General features: G+C 65.9%; 14 protein-coding genes. 3 read left to right on the top strand and 11 right to left on the bottom strand.

Annotated features, from left to right (window positions below; all coding sequences use genetic code 11):
* Positions 1-11: 11 nt before the first annotated feature.
* The 3 genes from NGK62_RS14650 to NGK62_RS14640 form a co-directional block, all read right to left on the bottom strand.
* On the bottom strand, positions 12-773 hold the full coding sequence (locus NGK62_RS14650) for a PadR family transcriptional regulator (RefSeq protein ID WP_223283274.1): 762 nt from the start codon (positions 771-773) through the stop codon (positions 12-14).
* 77 nt (positions 774-850) lie between these two features.
* Positions 851-1,744 (bottom strand): DMT family transporter, encoded by an 894-nt coding sequence (locus NGK62_RS14645; protein WP_251878847.1) that lies wholly within the window; start codon positions 1,742-1,744, stop codon positions 851-853.
* 91 nt (positions 1,745-1,835) lie between these two features.
* A complete protein-coding gene (locus tag NGK62_RS14640) occupies positions 1,836-2,726 on the bottom strand; it encodes a helix-turn-helix transcriptional regulator (protein ID WP_118931458.1) in 891 nt (296 codons plus the stop codon).
* A gap of 97 nt (positions 2,727-2,823) precedes the next feature.
* On the opposite strand from NGK62_RS14640, the gene NGK62_RS14635 reads away from it, so the two are divergent.
* Entirely contained in the window at positions 2,824-4,302 is a 1,479-nt protein-coding gene (locus NGK62_RS14635; RefSeq protein ID WP_251878845.1) for an MFS transporter, read from the top strand.
* Here NGK62_RS14635 and NGK62_RS14630 read toward each other — a convergent pair.
* Positions 4,283-5,206, bottom strand: a complete 924-nt coding sequence (locus NGK62_RS14630) for a fimbrial protein (protein WP_251878843.1) — start codon at positions 5,204-5,206, stop codon at positions 4,283-4,285. The two genes, NGK62_RS14635 and NGK62_RS14630, sit on opposite strands and share 20 nt — an antisense overlap.
* On the opposite strand from NGK62_RS14630, the gene NGK62_RS14625 reads away from it, so the two are divergent.
* Positions 5,183-6,268: an IS5-like element ISPst12 family transposase gene (locus NGK62_RS14625; RefSeq protein ID WP_011913346.1), complete on the top strand. Its 1,086-nt coding sequence runs from the start codon at positions 5,183-5,185 to the stop codon at positions 6,266-6,268. The genes NGK62_RS14630 and NGK62_RS14625 overlap by 24 nt on opposite strands.
* A gap of 153 nt (positions 6,269-6,421) precedes the next feature.
* Here the strand turns inward: NGK62_RS14625 and NGK62_RS14620 are convergent, their stop codons facing one another.
* The 7 genes from NGK62_RS14620 to NGK62_RS14590 all read right to left on the bottom strand — a co-directional run bounded on the left by NGK62_RS14620 (position 6,422) and on the right by NGK62_RS14590 (position 14,326).
* On the bottom strand, positions 6,422-6,613 hold the full coding sequence (locus tag NGK62_RS14620) for a hypothetical protein (protein ID WP_251878841.1): 192 nt from the start codon (positions 6,611-6,613) through the stop codon (positions 6,422-6,424).
* Between the two features lie 37 nt (positions 6,614-6,650).
* Positions 6,651-9,230 (bottom strand): fimbria/pilus outer membrane usher protein, encoded by a 2,580-nt coding sequence (locus NGK62_RS14615; protein ID WP_251878839.1) that lies wholly within the window; start codon positions 9,228-9,230, stop codon positions 6,651-6,653.
* Between the two features lie 129 nt (positions 9,231-9,359).
* Entirely contained in the window at positions 9,360-10,127 is a 768-nt protein-coding gene (locus tag NGK62_RS14610; protein WP_251878837.1) for a fimbrial biogenesis chaperone, read from the bottom strand.
* 133 nt (positions 10,128-10,260) lie between these two features.
* Positions 10,261-10,794, bottom strand: coding sequence for a fimbrial protein (locus NGK62_RS14605; protein ID WP_118931454.1), 534 nt, complete (start codon positions 10,792-10,794; stop codon positions 10,261-10,263).
* Positions 10,795-11,231: 437 nt separating this feature from the next.
* The gene (locus NGK62_RS14600) at positions 11,232-12,002 is read right to left on the bottom strand and encodes a phytanoyl-CoA dioxygenase family protein (protein WP_502802965.1); all 771 of its coding nucleotides are present in this window, start codon (positions 12,000-12,002) and stop codon (positions 11,232-11,234) included.
* A gap of 5 nt (positions 12,003-12,007) precedes the next feature.
* Positions 12,008-13,108, bottom strand: coding sequence for an AI-2E family transporter (locus tag NGK62_RS14595; protein ID WP_118931453.1), 1,101 nt, complete (start codon positions 13,106-13,108; stop codon positions 12,008-12,010).
* A 150-nt stretch (positions 13,109-13,258) separates the two neighbouring features.
* Positions 13,259-14,326, bottom strand: coding sequence for a LysR family transcriptional regulator (locus NGK62_RS14590; protein WP_059373977.1), 1,068 nt, complete (start codon positions 14,324-14,326; stop codon positions 13,259-13,261).
* Between the two features lie 383 nt (positions 14,327-14,709).
* Here NGK62_RS14590 and NGK62_RS14585 point away from each other — a divergent pair, with 383 nt between their 5' ends.
* Positions 14,710-15,906, top strand: a complete 1,197-nt coding sequence (locus NGK62_RS14585; RefSeq protein WP_251878833.1) for an efflux RND transporter periplasmic adaptor subunit — start codon at positions 14,710-14,712, stop codon at positions 15,904-15,906.
* Positions 15,907-15,928 lie beyond the last annotated feature (22 nt).

The raw sequence follows: 15,928 nt of genomic DNA, 5'->3' as shown, positions 1-15,928 counted from the left end.
GAATAAGGTCTTCAGGAACAGGCCTGGCCATTGATGTCCTCAGTGGCGCGGGCCAGGATGGCCGCGATGCGCCGCTGCTCCGCGGGCGAGGCGTCGGTGCGGTCCAGCAGCGCGCGCTTGAGCGCCTGGCGCGCGGCCACGAATTCGGGCAGCCAGCCGGTGGCGGTGTCTTCGCCTTCGGGGCCGACGTTGCGCGGCTGGCCGCTCCAGGCCTGGCGCATCCAGTCCATCTTGCGCGCCACGTGCTTGAGCTTGTTGAACATCAGCGCCAGGCGTTCGCGGTTGCCGTCCAGATGCGCGCGGCCCGGCTCCGCCAGGTGATAGCGCTTCTTCGCGCCCTCTTGCTCGACGGTGGCGTAACCCAGCTCTTCCAGATAGGTCAGCGCGGGATACACCATGCCGGGGCTGGGCGTGTAGAAGCCGTTGCTGAGCGCGCCCAGCGCCTTGATCAGCTCGTAGCCGTGGCTGGGGTTCTTTTCCAACAGGCCCAGCAGCATCAGCTGCAGGTCGTCGGCGCTGACTTTGCGGCTGCGGGTCCAGCCGCGGCCGTCATCGCCGAAACCGCCGCCGAAGCCGCCGCCTTCGCCGCGCTCGTCGGCCGGACCGGAGAACCAGTCGCCGCCCGCGCCGGCATGGCGCTGATGGTGGCCATGGCCCTCGCCGTGATGGCGGTGGTGCGCATGAGGATGATGGGAATGGGAATGACCGTGGCGGCCCTGCGGCTTCTGGCGGGCTCGGCGCACGAATGCGGTAAGGAATTGGGCATCACGCATGGTTTACCTCCGGTGTCTATCGTACGAGTTATATCTTAAGACATATATCTTACGATATACCTGCGATAGTCCAGCCGTCAAGCGCGACGTTCGATCACCCCAGCCGCGATCCCTCCCACAATGAGCGCCATGCCCGCCAGCAGCGAGGCGCTGACCGGCTCATCCAGGAACACGGCCGCGCATAGCAGACCGAACACGGGCACGCCCAACAGTCCGATGGCAGTCACGCCTGCGGGCAATGCACGATTTACATTCACGGCAGCCCAATGCGCCACCGCGATCCCGAACACGCCGGCATAGCCCAGCAGCCACGCCAGGTCCGCGTTCCACGCCACTTGCGGCGGGCCTTCGGCGGCATAGGCCACGGCCGACAGCACAACCGAAGCCAACAGGGCTTGCCATAGCGCGAGTTCGAACGGCGGCGTGACCCAGCGGTGCGCGCGCACGTAGACGATGTTGGCCGCCCAGCACAGCGCCGCCAGCAGGATCAGGCCATTGCCCAGCAAGGCATCGCGATTGGTCCAGTCGAAGGTCAGCGGATTGAAGATGACGGCCAGGCCCAAGAGGCCCAGCGCCAATCCGGCTTGCCGCGCGCGGCCCACGGATTCACCCAGAAAGAGCCAGGCTCCAGGGATCACCCACAGCGGCGTGGTGTAGGCCAGCACGGCCGAGCGGCCCGCCGGCACGTACAGCATGCCCAGGCTGACCAGCGCGGCAAAGGCGCCCATATGCAGCAGCCCAACGCTGAAGATTACGGGAAGGTCGGCCTTGACCGGCCGCGCCACGCGGCGCAGCGCGAGTCCCAGCGCCAGCAATGCGGCCGTGCCAGCGATGCTGCGCGCGGCCGCCGCCCAGATGGGCGTCATGTGCTGCAACAGCAGTTTGTTGACGATCCAGGTAAAGCCCCAGGCCAGCACCACCACGCCCAACAGCAGCAAGGCATGACGGCGGGAAAGCGTGGCGGTGGACATGGGCGGAGTATGCGTCCGCCAGGACGCAGGAATGCGGCGAAGACCCGACTATAGGAGCCGCGCGCGGCCGCGCCGTAGACCCACGGCGCGCCTATTCGCTGGTGCCACGCGCGGCCTTGGCACGCCGCGTCGCCGCGGCTCGCAGCCAGCGTTCGAAATCCGCCGCCTTCGGTTCATCCGGCGCGGGCGCGTAGACCACCAGCCGCAAGTGCCGGCTTTCGTCCACCGACAAGGTGGAATGCTCGAACGCCAGCGCGCCCAGGGCCGGCAGGCTCAGGCTGCGCAGCCCCATGCAGGAGCCGTGCACATCGTGTTCGCGCCACCAGGTCTTGAAGTCGGGCGACACGCGCTCCAGTTCGTCCACCAGCTCCCCGACGTCCGGCGCCTGGCCGGCGCTGGCGAAATCCCGCCGGAACGTGGACAGCATGGCGGGCGCTTGCGCCGGCCAGTCCACGAACAGTTCGCGCATCGCCGGATCCGCGAACAACATCCACAGCAGATTCCTGCGCCCCGGCGCCTGCGCGGAAAAATTGAACACGCGGTCCGCGGCCGCGTTCCACACCACCACATCCCAACGCAGATTGAGCACGTAGGCGGGGCGCGCGGGCAGGTCATCCATCAGGCGGCGTACCTGCGCGGGCACCGTGCACCAGGTGCGGCCCGGTTCCGACGGCGGGCGCTGATGCGCCAGCAGGTAGAGGTGGCGGCGTTCGGCCGCGTCCAGCTTCAGCACGCGCGCCAGGTTTTCCAGGAAGCCCGCCGACACGCTGATGTTGCGGCCCTGTTCGAACCAGGTGTACCAGGCCAGGCCCACGCCGGCCAACGCGGCGACTTCCTCGCGGCGCAAGCCCGGCGTGCGCCGGCGGCCGCCCGCGGGCAGCCCCAGTTCGGCGGGACTGAGCCGTTCGCGGCGCAGCCGCAGGAACTCGGACAGATCGGCGCGGGTGCGCTCCAGGCGTTTCGGGGCTACGGTTGCGGTCATGAGTCTATTGCACCCAGTAATAGCATAAGCAGCTAAATTGTATAAGGCTAAAAGCCTCTCCAGAATAGCGTCCATTCAGATTCCGATGGCGCTTTCCATGTCTTCCTCCACACTCCCCTGCCCTGGTTTGCACGCCGCGCGGCAACAGCCCATCCTGGGCCGCCTGGGCCTGGCCGTGCTGCTGTCGGGCGGCTTCATCACGATCTTCGACCTGTTCGTGGTCAACGTCGCCATCCCCAGCATGCAGTCCACTCTGTCCGCCAGCTTCGCGCAGATCAGCTTCATCATCGCCGCCTACGAACTGGCCTATGGCGTGCTGCTGATCGCGGGCAGCCGGCTGGGCGACCGCCACGGCCGGCGGCGCCTGTTCATGCTGGGCATGGCGGCATTCGCGTTGGCCTCGGCGCTATGCGGCGTCGCGCCCACCGCGGACACATTGATCGCCGCGCGCGTGCTGCAAGGCGCTGCGGCGGCCATGCTGTTTCCGCAGGTCTATGCGCTGATCCGCGTCAGCTACCAGGGCCGCGAACGGCAGCGGGCGTTTGGCCTGCTGGGCATGACGTTGGGGCTGGCGGCCATCGCGGGGCAAGTGCTGGGCGGCGGGATCGTGCACGCCGACCTGTTCGGCCTGGCATGGCGCAGCATCTTCCTGCTCAACCTGCCCCTGGGCCTGCTGGCGTGGCGCCTGGCCCGCCATATCCCGGAATCGCGCGAGCCTTCGGGCGCGCGCATGGACTGGCCCGGCGCGGCGCTGGCGGGAACCGGGCTGACCTTGCTGTTGCTGGCGCTGATCGAAGGCCCCTCGCGGCACTGGCCTGCGTGGACCGTGGCTTGCGGCGCGGCTGCGGTCGTCGCGCTGGCATTGTTCGCGCGCATGCAGCGCCGCATCGCGGCCCGCGGCGGCGCGCCCCTGGTCGACATGGCATTGCTGACGCAGCCGCGCTTCGCGGCGGGCTGCCTGCTGGTGCTGCTGGTGTTCTCCACCGCCAGCGCCATGTTCCTTTGCTACGCGCTGCTGATGCAAACGGGCTTCGGGCTGGACGCGCTGACGGCCGGCCTGATCTTCGCGCCAGCCAGCGTGGGCTTCATCGCCGGGTCGATGGCCGCGCCGCGGCTGGTGGCGCGCTTCGGCACGCGCGCCATCGCGCTGGCTGCGCTGCTGTACGGCGGCGCCACCGCGGCCTTGATGCTGCAAGTGGGCGCGGCCGGCGCCAGCCTCGCGCCGTGGTCGCTGCTACCCGCGCTGGTATGGCTGGGCGCGGCCCAGGGCGCAGTCAATACGCCGCTGGTGAACCTGGCACTGGGCTTCGTCGAGGACCGCCAGGCCGGCATGGCGGCGGGCGTGGTGTCGACCTTGCAGCAGGTGGGCGCGGCGCTGGGCGTGTCGGCGGCGGGCATGCTGTTCAGCGCAACGTTGGAAGCCTACGCCGGCGCAAGCGCCGCCGAACGCCATGCGCAAGCGTTCGCCAGCGCAATGCAATTCAATGTCGCGGCGATCCTGGCCGCGGCGGCGCTGCTGTGGCGGCTGGGCCGCCGCGCGCAAGCAGGCCAGGCCGCTACTGATAGCTCATCGTGAAGGTGGCGCGGGCGTTGGCGGATCCGACCGTCACGACGGGCCCGGTCTGCACGTAGCGCGCCTTCAGCGGAATGGAATACGAGGTAGAGCCCGCAGACACGGTGCCGGCCAGCCACTGGTTGATGTTGCCGGCGGCTTTCGAATCCGGGCCATACCCCAGCACGGTCGTGCCGCTCAAGACTTCGATCCCGACGCCCGTGGCCTGAGAATCCGGCGACAACGTCAGCACATTGGAGTAGTTGCCAGTGTTCGTGGCGTCCGTCAGCGTGACGTACGCATCGATTGACGACTTCCCGTCTCCCGGCTTGCAAGTCAGATCAATGCTGAATGGCCGCTCGGGCGACGTAGAGCCCACGCCCTTGAAACTCTGTGCTGAAACGTTTCCCAATGACGCCTGAATCGGCCCCGTAGACGCGAATGAACAGGTCGGCGGCTCTTGGGGTTTTAGGGTGGTGGAAGCGTACACGGTGAACATTGCGATGGGCTTAATCGTCTCGTTGTTTAGTATCCATTTGCCGATATTAAAGTTGTTGAGCGTTCCTGCGCGAATTGTTCCCGTCTTGACCAGTTCAATAGTGGCGGTTTGTGCAGCAGGGAACGGCTCGAAGTCGCCCTCGCAGGTCAACGGCCATACACCCGAAAGGCACGCGTGATTAGAAACCTGTGTTGTGATGCGGTAGCCTACTCCTCCAACTCCCGTAGGATAGACACCGGGCAGGACCTCACTGCCAATACCAACGAGACGCATCGTGCCACGTATTTTGCCTTGGCATGAAACAGGGACATTGCGAACATCTAGCAGGCCGTTGAAAAAAGCCAGAGCCCGCGTGGCTCTGGCAAAATGGCGGCCATCCTCTTCTGCCGAAGCCAGCCCAAGCCGATGCGTGGACTCGACCTCAAACAAAACGAGCTGTTCAGTTATACGACGCTGGAGCAGCGCATCCCGAACGATCACCCGCTGCGTCCCCTGCGAGGCCTGGTCGATACCGTTCTGGCTTCGATGGATCGGGACTTCGACGGGCTGTACTCCACCCTGGGACGGGCCTCGATTGCGCCGGAGCGGCTGCTGCGCGCCTCGTTGCTGCAGGTGATTTACACCATTCGCTCCGAGCGGCAGTTGGTCGAGCAGATTGATTTCAACCTGCTGTTTCGCTGGTTCGTCGGCTTGTCGATGGACGAGCGCATGTGGGATCACTCGACCTTCAGCCAGAACCGTGACCGCTTGTTCAACCAGGATGTAGCGCGGCTGTTCTTCCAGCGCATCAAGTCGCTGGCCGCATGGTCCGAGTACGCCAGCAACGAGCATTTCAGCGTCGATGGCACGCTGATCGACGCCTGGGCCTCGCACAAGTCCTTTATCAAGAAGGATGGCGGCGACCCACCGGAGGATGGCACGCGCAACCCCGATGCCGACTTCAAGGGCGAGAAGCGCAGCAACGCGACCCACCAATCGACCAGCGATCCCGAGGCCCGGCTGGCGCGCAAGAGCAATGGCGATGCCAGTCGTCTGGCGCACATGGCCCACACGATGATGGAGCACCGCAACGGTCTGATCGTGGATGTGGAATGCACCGAGTTCAATGGACGTGCCGAGGTAGAGGCGGCGCTGGAGATGCTGGAGCGCACGGCCAAGCCGGGCAGCACGGTAGGTGCAGACAAGAATTACGACCAGAAGCGTTTCGTGCAGAGGGCGCGCGAGCTGAAAGTGACACCGCATGTGGCGCAGAAGCGCAAGGGCAGCGCCATCGATGGGCGCACCACGCGGCATCCGGGGTATGCCGCCAGCCAGAAGATCCGCAAGCGGATCGAAGAAGGTTTTGGCTGGCTGAAGACGGTTGGCGGCCTGCGCAAGACCAAGCTGATCGGTCGCGCCAAGCTGAGTGCTCAGTTATTGCTGGGTTTCTCGGTCTACAACCTGATCCGACTGGGTAGCCTGTCGGGTTGGTGGCGAGGATCGCATGTATAGGGCGAGTTACGCCCAAAAAACGCCGAAAGGCGTGAACGTGGTGCTGAAACCTGTCAAAAAGGCCTGAAGTCAGGCCTTGTGTGGACTCCGTTAGGCCAAAGCGCTTGAAAAAGCGCCAAACCGGACGGGTTGGGGCAGTTGAAGCCGAGTTTTTCAACGGCCTGCTAGATTTTTTGACCACAGGACGTCCCCATCGGCCACAGTAATATTGAGCTTAATGTCCGACGGAAAAGTAACGGACAGCCAATGGGGATTATTGCAGGTGACCGCAACGGCGGTATTTGACCAAGACGTCAGTGATAGCAGGGTGGCGCTTAGCAACAATAGTTTTTGCAGAATATTCATCTTGTGATTCCGGTCGGTGACGATTAGAGAGGAATGGCTAATTGCATTGGGTCTGGATCTGCCGATAGCTGTCGGGTCTCGAGCCTTTTTCCATAGCCGGCAATTCGTAATCCATGCGGCAAGTGTTGCCGGACTGCTCGCCCCACTTGACCGTCAACTGGCCCTTGTCCTGCAAGCCGCGAGCCATGACGCGGCTGGCCTGCCCGACCAGGCCTACTTCCACGCCATGCTCGTCCTGCACACTGGCGCCGAACGGCAGCGGCTCGCCATCGGCCCGCAAGGCCACCAGCATGGCTGACCGGCCAGAGACCGTGGCGTACCGCAGCATCGCGACCGCGCCCGCGCGCGGCGCCACCTGCTGGCTGGTAACTTGCAGCTCCACGTCGGTGGACAGGCCCTTGGGATCGATCTCCACCTCATTCATGCGATACGGCGTCAGGTGCGGCACCACCGCGTAGCCTCGGCTGTTGACTCGCATACCGGAGGCGTTGAGCAGGCGCGCGCCTTCCGCATCAGGCGCTTCGACGATGCCGAAGGTTTCCGATAGCGGCTGCGACAACGTGAGGCCGCCCGGATGCACGACGACCGCGCCGCGCATGCCCACCGAGCTTTGCGAGTAGCCCGTGCCAACGCCCGCACTGCCCGTGAACTCCGCCACCGGCGCGCGATAGAGCAGGCTGGCGCTGCCGCCATTCATGCTGCTGGCCGAGCCGCCGGAAGCATGGTCGGCGCTAAGGCTGTAGGACAGCTGATTGTCCTCGCCGGTAGAGCCGGACAGCGTGCTTTGCATCCGCACGCGGCCATCGGAATCGCGTCCGGCATTGGTCGACAAGCTGAGAGGATTGGTCTTTCCCAGCGGAATGCTGAGGGTCGCATAGACCGCGGTGCCCATCTGCTGGCGGCTGTCGCGCTGACGTTGAACCGTCAGGTTGTAGCCTATGCTCTTGTAGGTGTTGGCATAGGCAATGCTGTAGTTCACGTCGCGGCCGTCGCGGTTCCAATGGTCCACGGCCGAGCCGGTAAGGTTGATGCTGCCGCGCTCTCCACCCAGTTGCTGGCTGATGACGAGCGAGGCGCGGTTGCGCTCGCGCACCATGCTGCCGGAATAACGGTACTGGCCGTAGCCGTATAGCGAATTCATGGCTTCGTTCAGGCCGTAGAAGCCGCCGGTGGAATAGCGGTACGCCGCGATGGAGACGTTGGTGCCCGTGGCGGGCAGGTTCTTGGCATAGCTGACGCGCATGCTGGTGCCGGTATGCGTGGCGCCATTCCTCGACAGGCGCGACTGGGTCGCGTCCAGGCCCACGGCGCCGAAGGACGTATTGAGGGTGCTGCCCAGCAGTGCCGAGGTGTAGTTCTGCGCCACGGTGGCGCCGGCATAGCCCGTCACCAGGTTGGACAGGCCTCGCTGGTAGGTGGCCTGCATGAAATGCGGGCTTTTCGACAACTGCTTGTTGCGCACGGCGCCGCCCACCACGCTGTAGCGGCTCACGCCGGGACGCAGCGACATCGGCACGGCCGCGTAGGGCACGGAGAATTTGCGCACGCTGCCATCGGCTTCCTGGACCGACACGTCCAGGTCGCCGCCGTAGCCGGTGGCGTACAGGTCGGTAATTTCGAAGGCGCCAGGCGCCACCGTGGTTTCGTAGATGATGGCCGAGTTCTGGCGGATGGTGACGCGCGCGTTGCTATTGGCCACGCCCCGCACCACCGGCGCGTAGCCGCGCATCGAGTCGGGCAGCATGCGGTCGTCGCTGGCCAGGCGCACGCCCTTGAAGGGCGTGGAGTCGAACAGTTCGCCGCTGGTGTAGGCTTCGCCCAGGGTCAGCTGGGACGACAGCGCCACGATCTCGCGCTGCGCGTAGGTCGAGAGGTTCTGATATTGGCGGCGGCCCTGGGAATCGAAAGAGTAGGAGCCATTGTGGCGCAGGCGCCAGTCGCCCAGGTTGGCGCCCGCGCGCAGGCCCAGATAGCCCTGCCGCTGCGTGCCGCCAAAGGCGTTGTTGCGGTAGTTGTACAGATTGAAGTCGTAATCCAGCATGGCCGCATTCACGCCCGAGTCCCACAGTTCCGGACTGACATAGCCGCGGGCGTGACGGCTCATGGAGGCCTGGGGAATGCTCAGGTCCAGGCGTTGGTCGCCGAAGTCGAAATCACTGCCCGCGTCGGCGGCGATGTCGTCCAGACGCAGGCTGTCGCCTTGCGCCAGCTTGTCGGTGGCCTCGGCGGACAGCTTGCCCAGGTCGACGCCGATGCGTTGCAGCAGCTGGCGGTCAAACACGGGCTGCGCCGCCGCCTCGCCGGCGACCGGCGCGAACGGCACTTCCACGCGGCCGACATAGCCCTGGTTGATGAACAGGTCCACCGAATAGTTGCCGGGCGCCGCCGCATTTCCCTTGGCAAAGCGCGACAGATCGGTACGCTGGCCCGCACCACCCATCAGGAAGGCGTCCTCGAACTCCACCGAGGCCACCATCTTCCCGGGTGCGGCGGTCTCGGCGGCGCGCGCCTCCTGGTCATGCGCGGCCAGGGCCACCAGCAGTGCCGCGCACAGGGGCGTCAAGCGCAGGCTGGCGCAGTCTCGCGTATGCAGGAGCTTTGAGAGGATTTGCTTCATGATGGGGGCGTTGAAAGAGTGGTATCGGTGAAAACGCTGGGCAAAACCCTCCCCGGGATGCCGTTGCCGGCATCCGTCACAAAGAGGTTTTCTGGAAGGTGGCGCCGCGCGCTTGCGCGGCGCGCCGGCTTAGCGCGCGGCGGACGCGGCCCCCGACGTCAAAGGCTGCGAACCTTCGACATTGGCGCCCCAGTCATTGATGCTGTTGAACTTGACCTGCGCGCCGGCGGCGGGCGCGGACGTCATCCCCGCGATGGGGAAGAGCGCGGACTCGCCCGGCTTGACGTAGCCCGCGCCGGCGTCGAAGGACTGGCCGCCCGACTGCAGGCTCACCTTGCCCAGATTCACGACGTAGGGCGTGGGATTGCTGGCCTTCAGCGCGTAGCCCTTGCCCGCCGCGGCGGGAGCGACCTCCCAACGCAACTGCGCCGGCGCCTCTTCCGCCAGGCCCGGCAGGCCTTGCGGGCGGTACATCACCTTGATGCGCGTGCGGAACGCGATCTGCAGGCGGTTGGCGTCCTCGCCGGCCTGGGCCTTGGGCGGGACTTCCAGCACGTTGAGCCAGTACAGGCTTTCCTTGTCCTGCGCCATCGCTTCCTTGGTATGGATCAGGCGCAGCGTCTGTCCCTTGCCCGGGTCCACGCGAAAAATGGCGGGCGTCAGCATGAAGGGAACCTTCAGCTTTTCCGGAGAATCAGTGATGTTGCCGTCATCCAGCCAGGACTGGATCAGCGCGGGCGTGCGGCCGTCGTTGCTCAGCTTGATGGTGACCTCGCGCTCTTGCGCGGGATAGATCACGCGCGTGCTGGCGATCACGACGCTGGCTTGCGCCTGGAGTGCGAAACAGCCCGCTGCGAGCGCTGCGGTGGCCATCAGGGTGCGGCGTAGATTTTTCATGATGTAGCCCTTGGTGGTGGATGCTGCGTGTATGGTCGGTTTCCTTCCAAGCCGTCTCGGGGAGCGGGGTGAGACGGCTTGCAGGGAAACACCTGTCTCGGCGGCCCCGGGAAGCGGCCGCCGAGCCGGCGCATTACTGGTAGGAGATCGAGTACTGCACGCGCGAGTTGGCTGCGCCAGCGGTGGCGTTGCCCAGCGAGTGGTATTCGACGAAGTAGTCCAGGTCAGCCTTGCCGTTGGCCAGGTTCACAACCTGCGAGTTCTGCTGGCCGGTGGCCGCGCCGGCCTTGATTTCGCCGAACGAGTTGTTCAGCAGGCCCAGTTCGACCTGGCTGGCGCCGCCGGCGTCAACCATGAGGCGACCCGTTTCCTGCGAAACGGTGGGGCCGCCTTCGAAGTGCACCGAAACCGGCTGATCCGAGGTGCAACCGCTCAGCGCGATCTTGAACGGCGTGCGGCCGGCGGTGGAACCCGCGACTTCCAGCGTCTTGGACGACACGGTGGGCAGCGCCACGGTGAAGTTTTCGCCGCCGTTGCCGCCGTTGATGGAGCAGGTGTTGGCGGTGATGTTGCCGGTGAATTCGATGGTGCCGTCAGCGGCGTGGGCGCTGGCGAAGGTGGCGAGGCCGGCAATGGCCAGGGCGGCGGTCAGGAGGGTCTTTTTCATGATGAGTCTTTTGAGTTGGGGTTTTGAGGTGAGGAGAAATCGCCGTTTCGGGCAGTTCCTTGCTGCGTACACTCCGGATGCCGGGCCGTTGGGGACTGGCCTTTTTCAGTTCGCGTACTCAACAACTGCATCGTAGATTTCGCCGCTTTGGCCGCCCATCGGGCTAGTCCGCTCCTATCCGCGCAAGGCATAGGACTAGGCCCATTCTGTAAATGCGGCCCCGCCAGCCCCGGGAAAGGCGTCCGCGATCAGTCCCGCCTGAAGCAAGACGCGGAAGAAAAAAGGGTCATTGACCGTCCAGGCGCGAGTCCGGACCTAGGTAAGGATCAATTCATGAGTGGCCGCACCCGGCGCAACGGCGGGTGGGAAGATGGCGCCGCGGCTGCGGCCCAGGATAGGCAGGGCAGCGCCGCTGAACGCGGCGCTGCCCAATTACGTCAGGCTGCCTTGGTAAGCAGCGGCACGCCAGGCTGGCTGGCCGAGCGCGTGCCCGGCAGCGGGTGACAGGACTGCGGATGGTAGGTGTGCACCAGCGACAGCTTCACGCGATCGCTGGCGTTGCCCTGGGCGGCGTGCAGGGTGCGGCAATGGAAGAACACCACGTCGCCCGCCTGCAGTTCCGGACACACCGCGCGGGCGATCCATTCGGCATTCTGGGGCGCGTCGTCGCGGAAGAACTTCTGCTGGTCGAACTGTTCCGGCGTGAAGGCGGCGGCGTGCGAACCCGGGATGAAGGACAGGCCGCCGTTGGCGCGGGTTTCCGGGCCCAGCGCCAGCCAGGTGGACACCAGGTCCGTGTCGGAAAACGACCAGTAGCGGATGTCCTGGTGCCAGCCCGTCAGGCTGCCATAGGCGGGATGCTTGGTCATCACGCAGTTGTGGTGCACGGTGGACAGCACCGGCGTTTCGCCGAAGTAGCGCCCCAGCCACTGGCCGATGCGCGCATCGGTGGCCCATTGCGCGAACAAGGGATCGCGGCCGTAGGCGCCGAGCAGGCGGCGCACGGTCAGCCCGCCCTCGGCGGCGCGCGACTCGGGCGCGCCGGGATAGCGCAGGTCGGCTTCGTATTCGATGGGCGCGACGTGGTCGCGCAAATGGCGTTCGGCGAGGGCGCGCAGCGCCGCTACCTGTTCCGGGCTGGCGAACTGGCGCGCCACCACGAAGCCCTGCTCGCGCAGGACGGCTATCTGATCATCAGGCAACAACATGGCATTCAAGCAGCAGGGGGTTGGGCGGGAGGATTGATGCGGGCGGCATCGCGTTCCTGTACCTCATGGTGCACCCATTCGCGCCACACCGCCACCAGCAGGGCCATCAGCACGGGGCCGACGAACAGCCCGACGATGCCCATCGTCTTTACGCCCCCCACCAGCCCGAAGAAGGTCGGCAGGAAAGGCAGCTTGACCGGTCCGCCCACCAGGCGCGGGCGCAGGGTCTTGTCGACGATGAAGAGTTCCACGCTGCCCCAGACCATCAGCGCGATGCCCGCCACCAGATGGCCCGAGCCCACCAGGTACAGCGACACCAGGGTGAACGACAGCGGCGCGCCGCCCGGTATCAGCGCCATGAAGCCGGTGACCACGCCCAGCAGCACGGGCGACGGCACGCCCGCGACCCAGTAGGCGATGCCCAGCACCACGCCTTCGCCCAGGGCGATCAGGCCCATGCCGGTGACGGTGGAATTGATGGTGGCCGGCACCACGCGCGAAAAGCGCTGCCAGCGCGCCGGCAGGATGCGTTCACCCAGCACGTCCAGCTGGGCCACCATGCGGATGCCGTCCTTGTAGACGAAGAACAGCGTGATCAGCATGAACAGCACGGTCAGCAGCAACTGGAACACGTTGCCCGTGGCCGCCAGGACCATGCGGTAGATATTGCCCAGATGCTCGCCGCTGACGGCCTCGACCAGGGCGCCCAACGCATGCGGCTGGCCAATATAGGATTCCCAGTACTGGCCCAGGCGCTCGCCCACCACGGGCATGGAGGTGATCCAGTTGGGCACGGCCACGCCATGGCGGTTGGCGGCGATGGCCCAGGCGAAGAAAGTGCTGGCTTCCTTGATGGCGTAGGACAGCGCGAACGACATCGGCACGATCAGCACGACGATCACCACCAGCAGCGCCAGCGAGGCGGCCAGCGCGCTGCGACCGCCGCAACGGGTGAGCAGGCGCTGGTACAAGGGCCAGCTGGCCAGGCCGATGATGAGTGCGGCAAGCGCGGGGACCAGGAAACCGCTGAGGAAGTACACCCCCGCCAACAGCACGAGCAACAAAAGCCAACGGGCGATCAGATAAGCGGGTAGTACAGGCTGCATGGAGCGGATCGACAGTAAGGACGTTGTAGGCTTTGACTGTCGGACTATACAGACGTTTCGTGGAATTCGAGGGACGCAAGGTCTGTATTTACTACGGGGTTTCCCGTGATTCTCCAGGCGGAGGGCGGATCCGCCCCCCACCCCATACGCTTACAAAGCGTATTCCGCGGCCTCTTCGCGCGCAGTACGGCGGCGCGGCGGCAGGTACTCCTCGAGCGCCGGCCTGGGGGCTGCGGACGTCTGGATGGTCGCCTGGCCGGTCTGGCGCGCGTACACGCCGCAGCTGGCGGCGGCGGGGTCGGTCTCGTCGCGGCCGCTCAGCAGCGGGCAGCTGGCGAACAATTCGGCGGCCCAGTCGGTGAAGGCGCGCACCTTGGGCGACAGCTGGCGGCTTTGCGGATACAGCACCGAAATCGCGGTGGCGCTGGGCTTCCATTGCGGCAGCACTTCGATGAGCTCGCCCGATTGCAGATGCGGCAGCGCCATGTAACGCGGGGTCTGGATCAGGCCGAAGCCCTTCAGTCCGCAATCCAGGTAGGCGCCGGACTCGTTCACCGACACCACGCCCTTCATTTCGACTTCCTGGTGCTTGCCGTCGACGCGGAAGTCCCAGGCGCAATTGCGTCCGGTGCGGCTGGAGAAATAGTGCACGGCGTGGTGGTCGCGCAGTTCGTCGATGCTCTGCGGCAGGCCATGGCGCGCCACATAGGTGGGCGAAGCGCAGGTCACGCTCTGCAGGGTGCCGATGCGGCGCGCGACCAGGCTGGAATCCTCGAGGTCGCCGGCGCGGATCACGCAATCCACGGCCTCCTGCACCATGTCGACCGGGCGGTCGCCCAAGCCCAGCACCAGCTCCACGTCGGGGTATTTGTCGTGGAAATCACACAATGAAGGGATCAGGATCAGCCGCCCGATGCAGGTGGGCGCATCGATGCGCAGCCTGCCCTTCAGGCGCAGGGCCGCTTCCTGGAAGCAGGCCTCGGTTTCCTCGACGTCGGCCAGGATGCGCACGCAGTGCTGGTAATAGCCGGCGCCGTCAGGCGTGAGGCCGATACGGCGCGTGGTGCGGTTGAGCAGGCGCACGCCCAACAGGCGTTCGAGGTTCTGGATGATGGTGGTGACGGTGGTGCGCGGAAGCGAGAGGCTGTCGGCCGCCCGGGTGAAGCTATTGGCGTCCACGACGCGCACAAACACCTGCATAGCCTGAAAACGGTCCATGGCGACGGTGTCCTTTGGGGAAATAGTCGGTGTGGACGGAGCATAACCCGATTTCGATGCTGATTAGTCGATCCTTACGACTAGTGTTGCCGAAACATCAGGGTTTATCCGACCCCCTAAACCGCTCAGAATGCAAACCATCTTGAAGTGCCCTTGCCGCCAGGCGCCATCAAAGGGCATGCCTATCCTCAGATTCCGGCAAAGCAAAGACCCGCCCCGATCAGGCGCCTTTGCCTGGGATGCGCAGCAGCATTTCATGCTGCACCGCAGCATTTCCGCCAGATCCTGAAGACAGGCCTGCCCCAGGCCGCCGCAGCCGCCTCCCGCCCCCAGGCTCATCCAGGCAAGCGCGCTTTCGCCCCATCATCTCTCAAGGAAACACCATGGTTTCGCGCAATCGTATTGCTGTGCTCGCCGTCTTTGCCGCCATCATCGCCGCCGGCGGCGGTTATGCCCTGTTCCGCGCTCCCGCTGGCGCCAATGCCGCACAGGCGCAGACCGCCCCCTCGGCGCCCCCGGTCGAAGTGGCCGAGGTGCTGAACAAGACCATCGTGGACTGGCAGCGCTACTCCGGCCGCCTGGAAGCCATCGACCGCGTCGACATCCGCCCCCTGGTGTCGGGCACCCTGACCGCCGTGCACTTCCAGGACGGCAGCATCGTCAAGAAGGGCGACGTGCTCTTCACCATCGACCCGCGCCCCTACGCGGCCGAGGTGGACCGCGCCGCAGCCGCCCTGACCGCCGCGAAGGCCCGCGCCTCGTACACCGCCAGCGAACTGGCCCGCGGCCAGCGCCTGCTGACGGACAACGCCATCGCCCGCCGCGATTTCGAGGAAAAGCAGAACGCCGCCCGCGAAGCCGCCGCCAACCTGCAAGGCGCCCAGGCCGCGCTGGACTATGCCAAGCTGAACCTCGGCTACACCCGCATCGAAGCCCCCGTGGACGGCCGCGTGTCGCGCGCCGAGGTCACGGTAGGCAACGTGGTGGCGGCCGGCGCCGCGTCGGTGCCGCTGACCCGGCTGGTGTCGGTGTCCAAGATGTACGCATCGTTCGACGTGGACGAACAAACCTTCCTGCGCTATGTGAACCCCGCGCGCGGCGGCCGCGCCGGCGCCGTGCCGGTGGAGCTGGGCCTGGCCAACGAGGAAGGCTATTCGCGCACCGGCGTCGTGCAGTCCGTGGACAACCGCCTGGACACCACCTCCGGCACGATCCGCGTGCGCGCCGAGTTCGACAACGCCGACGGCCAGCTGCTGCCCGGCCTGTACGCCCGTGTCCGCCTGGGCGGCAGCGAACCGCGCCAGGCCGTGCTGATCGACGAAAAGGCCATCGGCACCGACCAGGACAAGCGCTACGTGCTGGTGCTGGACGACAAGAACCATGCCGTCTATCGCCAGGTCAAGCTGGGCGCCAACCAGGAAGGCCTGCGCGTGGTCGATTCGGGCCTGGCCGCCGGCGAACGCATCGTTGTCAACGGCCTGCAGCGCATCCGTCCCGGCGATGCCGTGACCCCCACCGTCGTCCCCATGGTTGCGGCCCAACGCAACCCGGTCAAGACCGCCTCGGCCAATCTGAACTGAGCCGGCGCGTCTAACGAGAACG

Origin of the sequence: Achromobacter sp. Marseille-Q4954 (genome assembly GCF_943737025.1) — a bacterium.
Lineage (GTDB): Bacteria > Pseudomonadota > Gammaproteobacteria > Burkholderiales > Burkholderiaceae_B > Achromobacter > Achromobacter bronchisepticus_A.
Note: the sequence above shows the minus strand (reverse complement) of the source record. Positions and strands in the feature narration are given on the sequence as shown.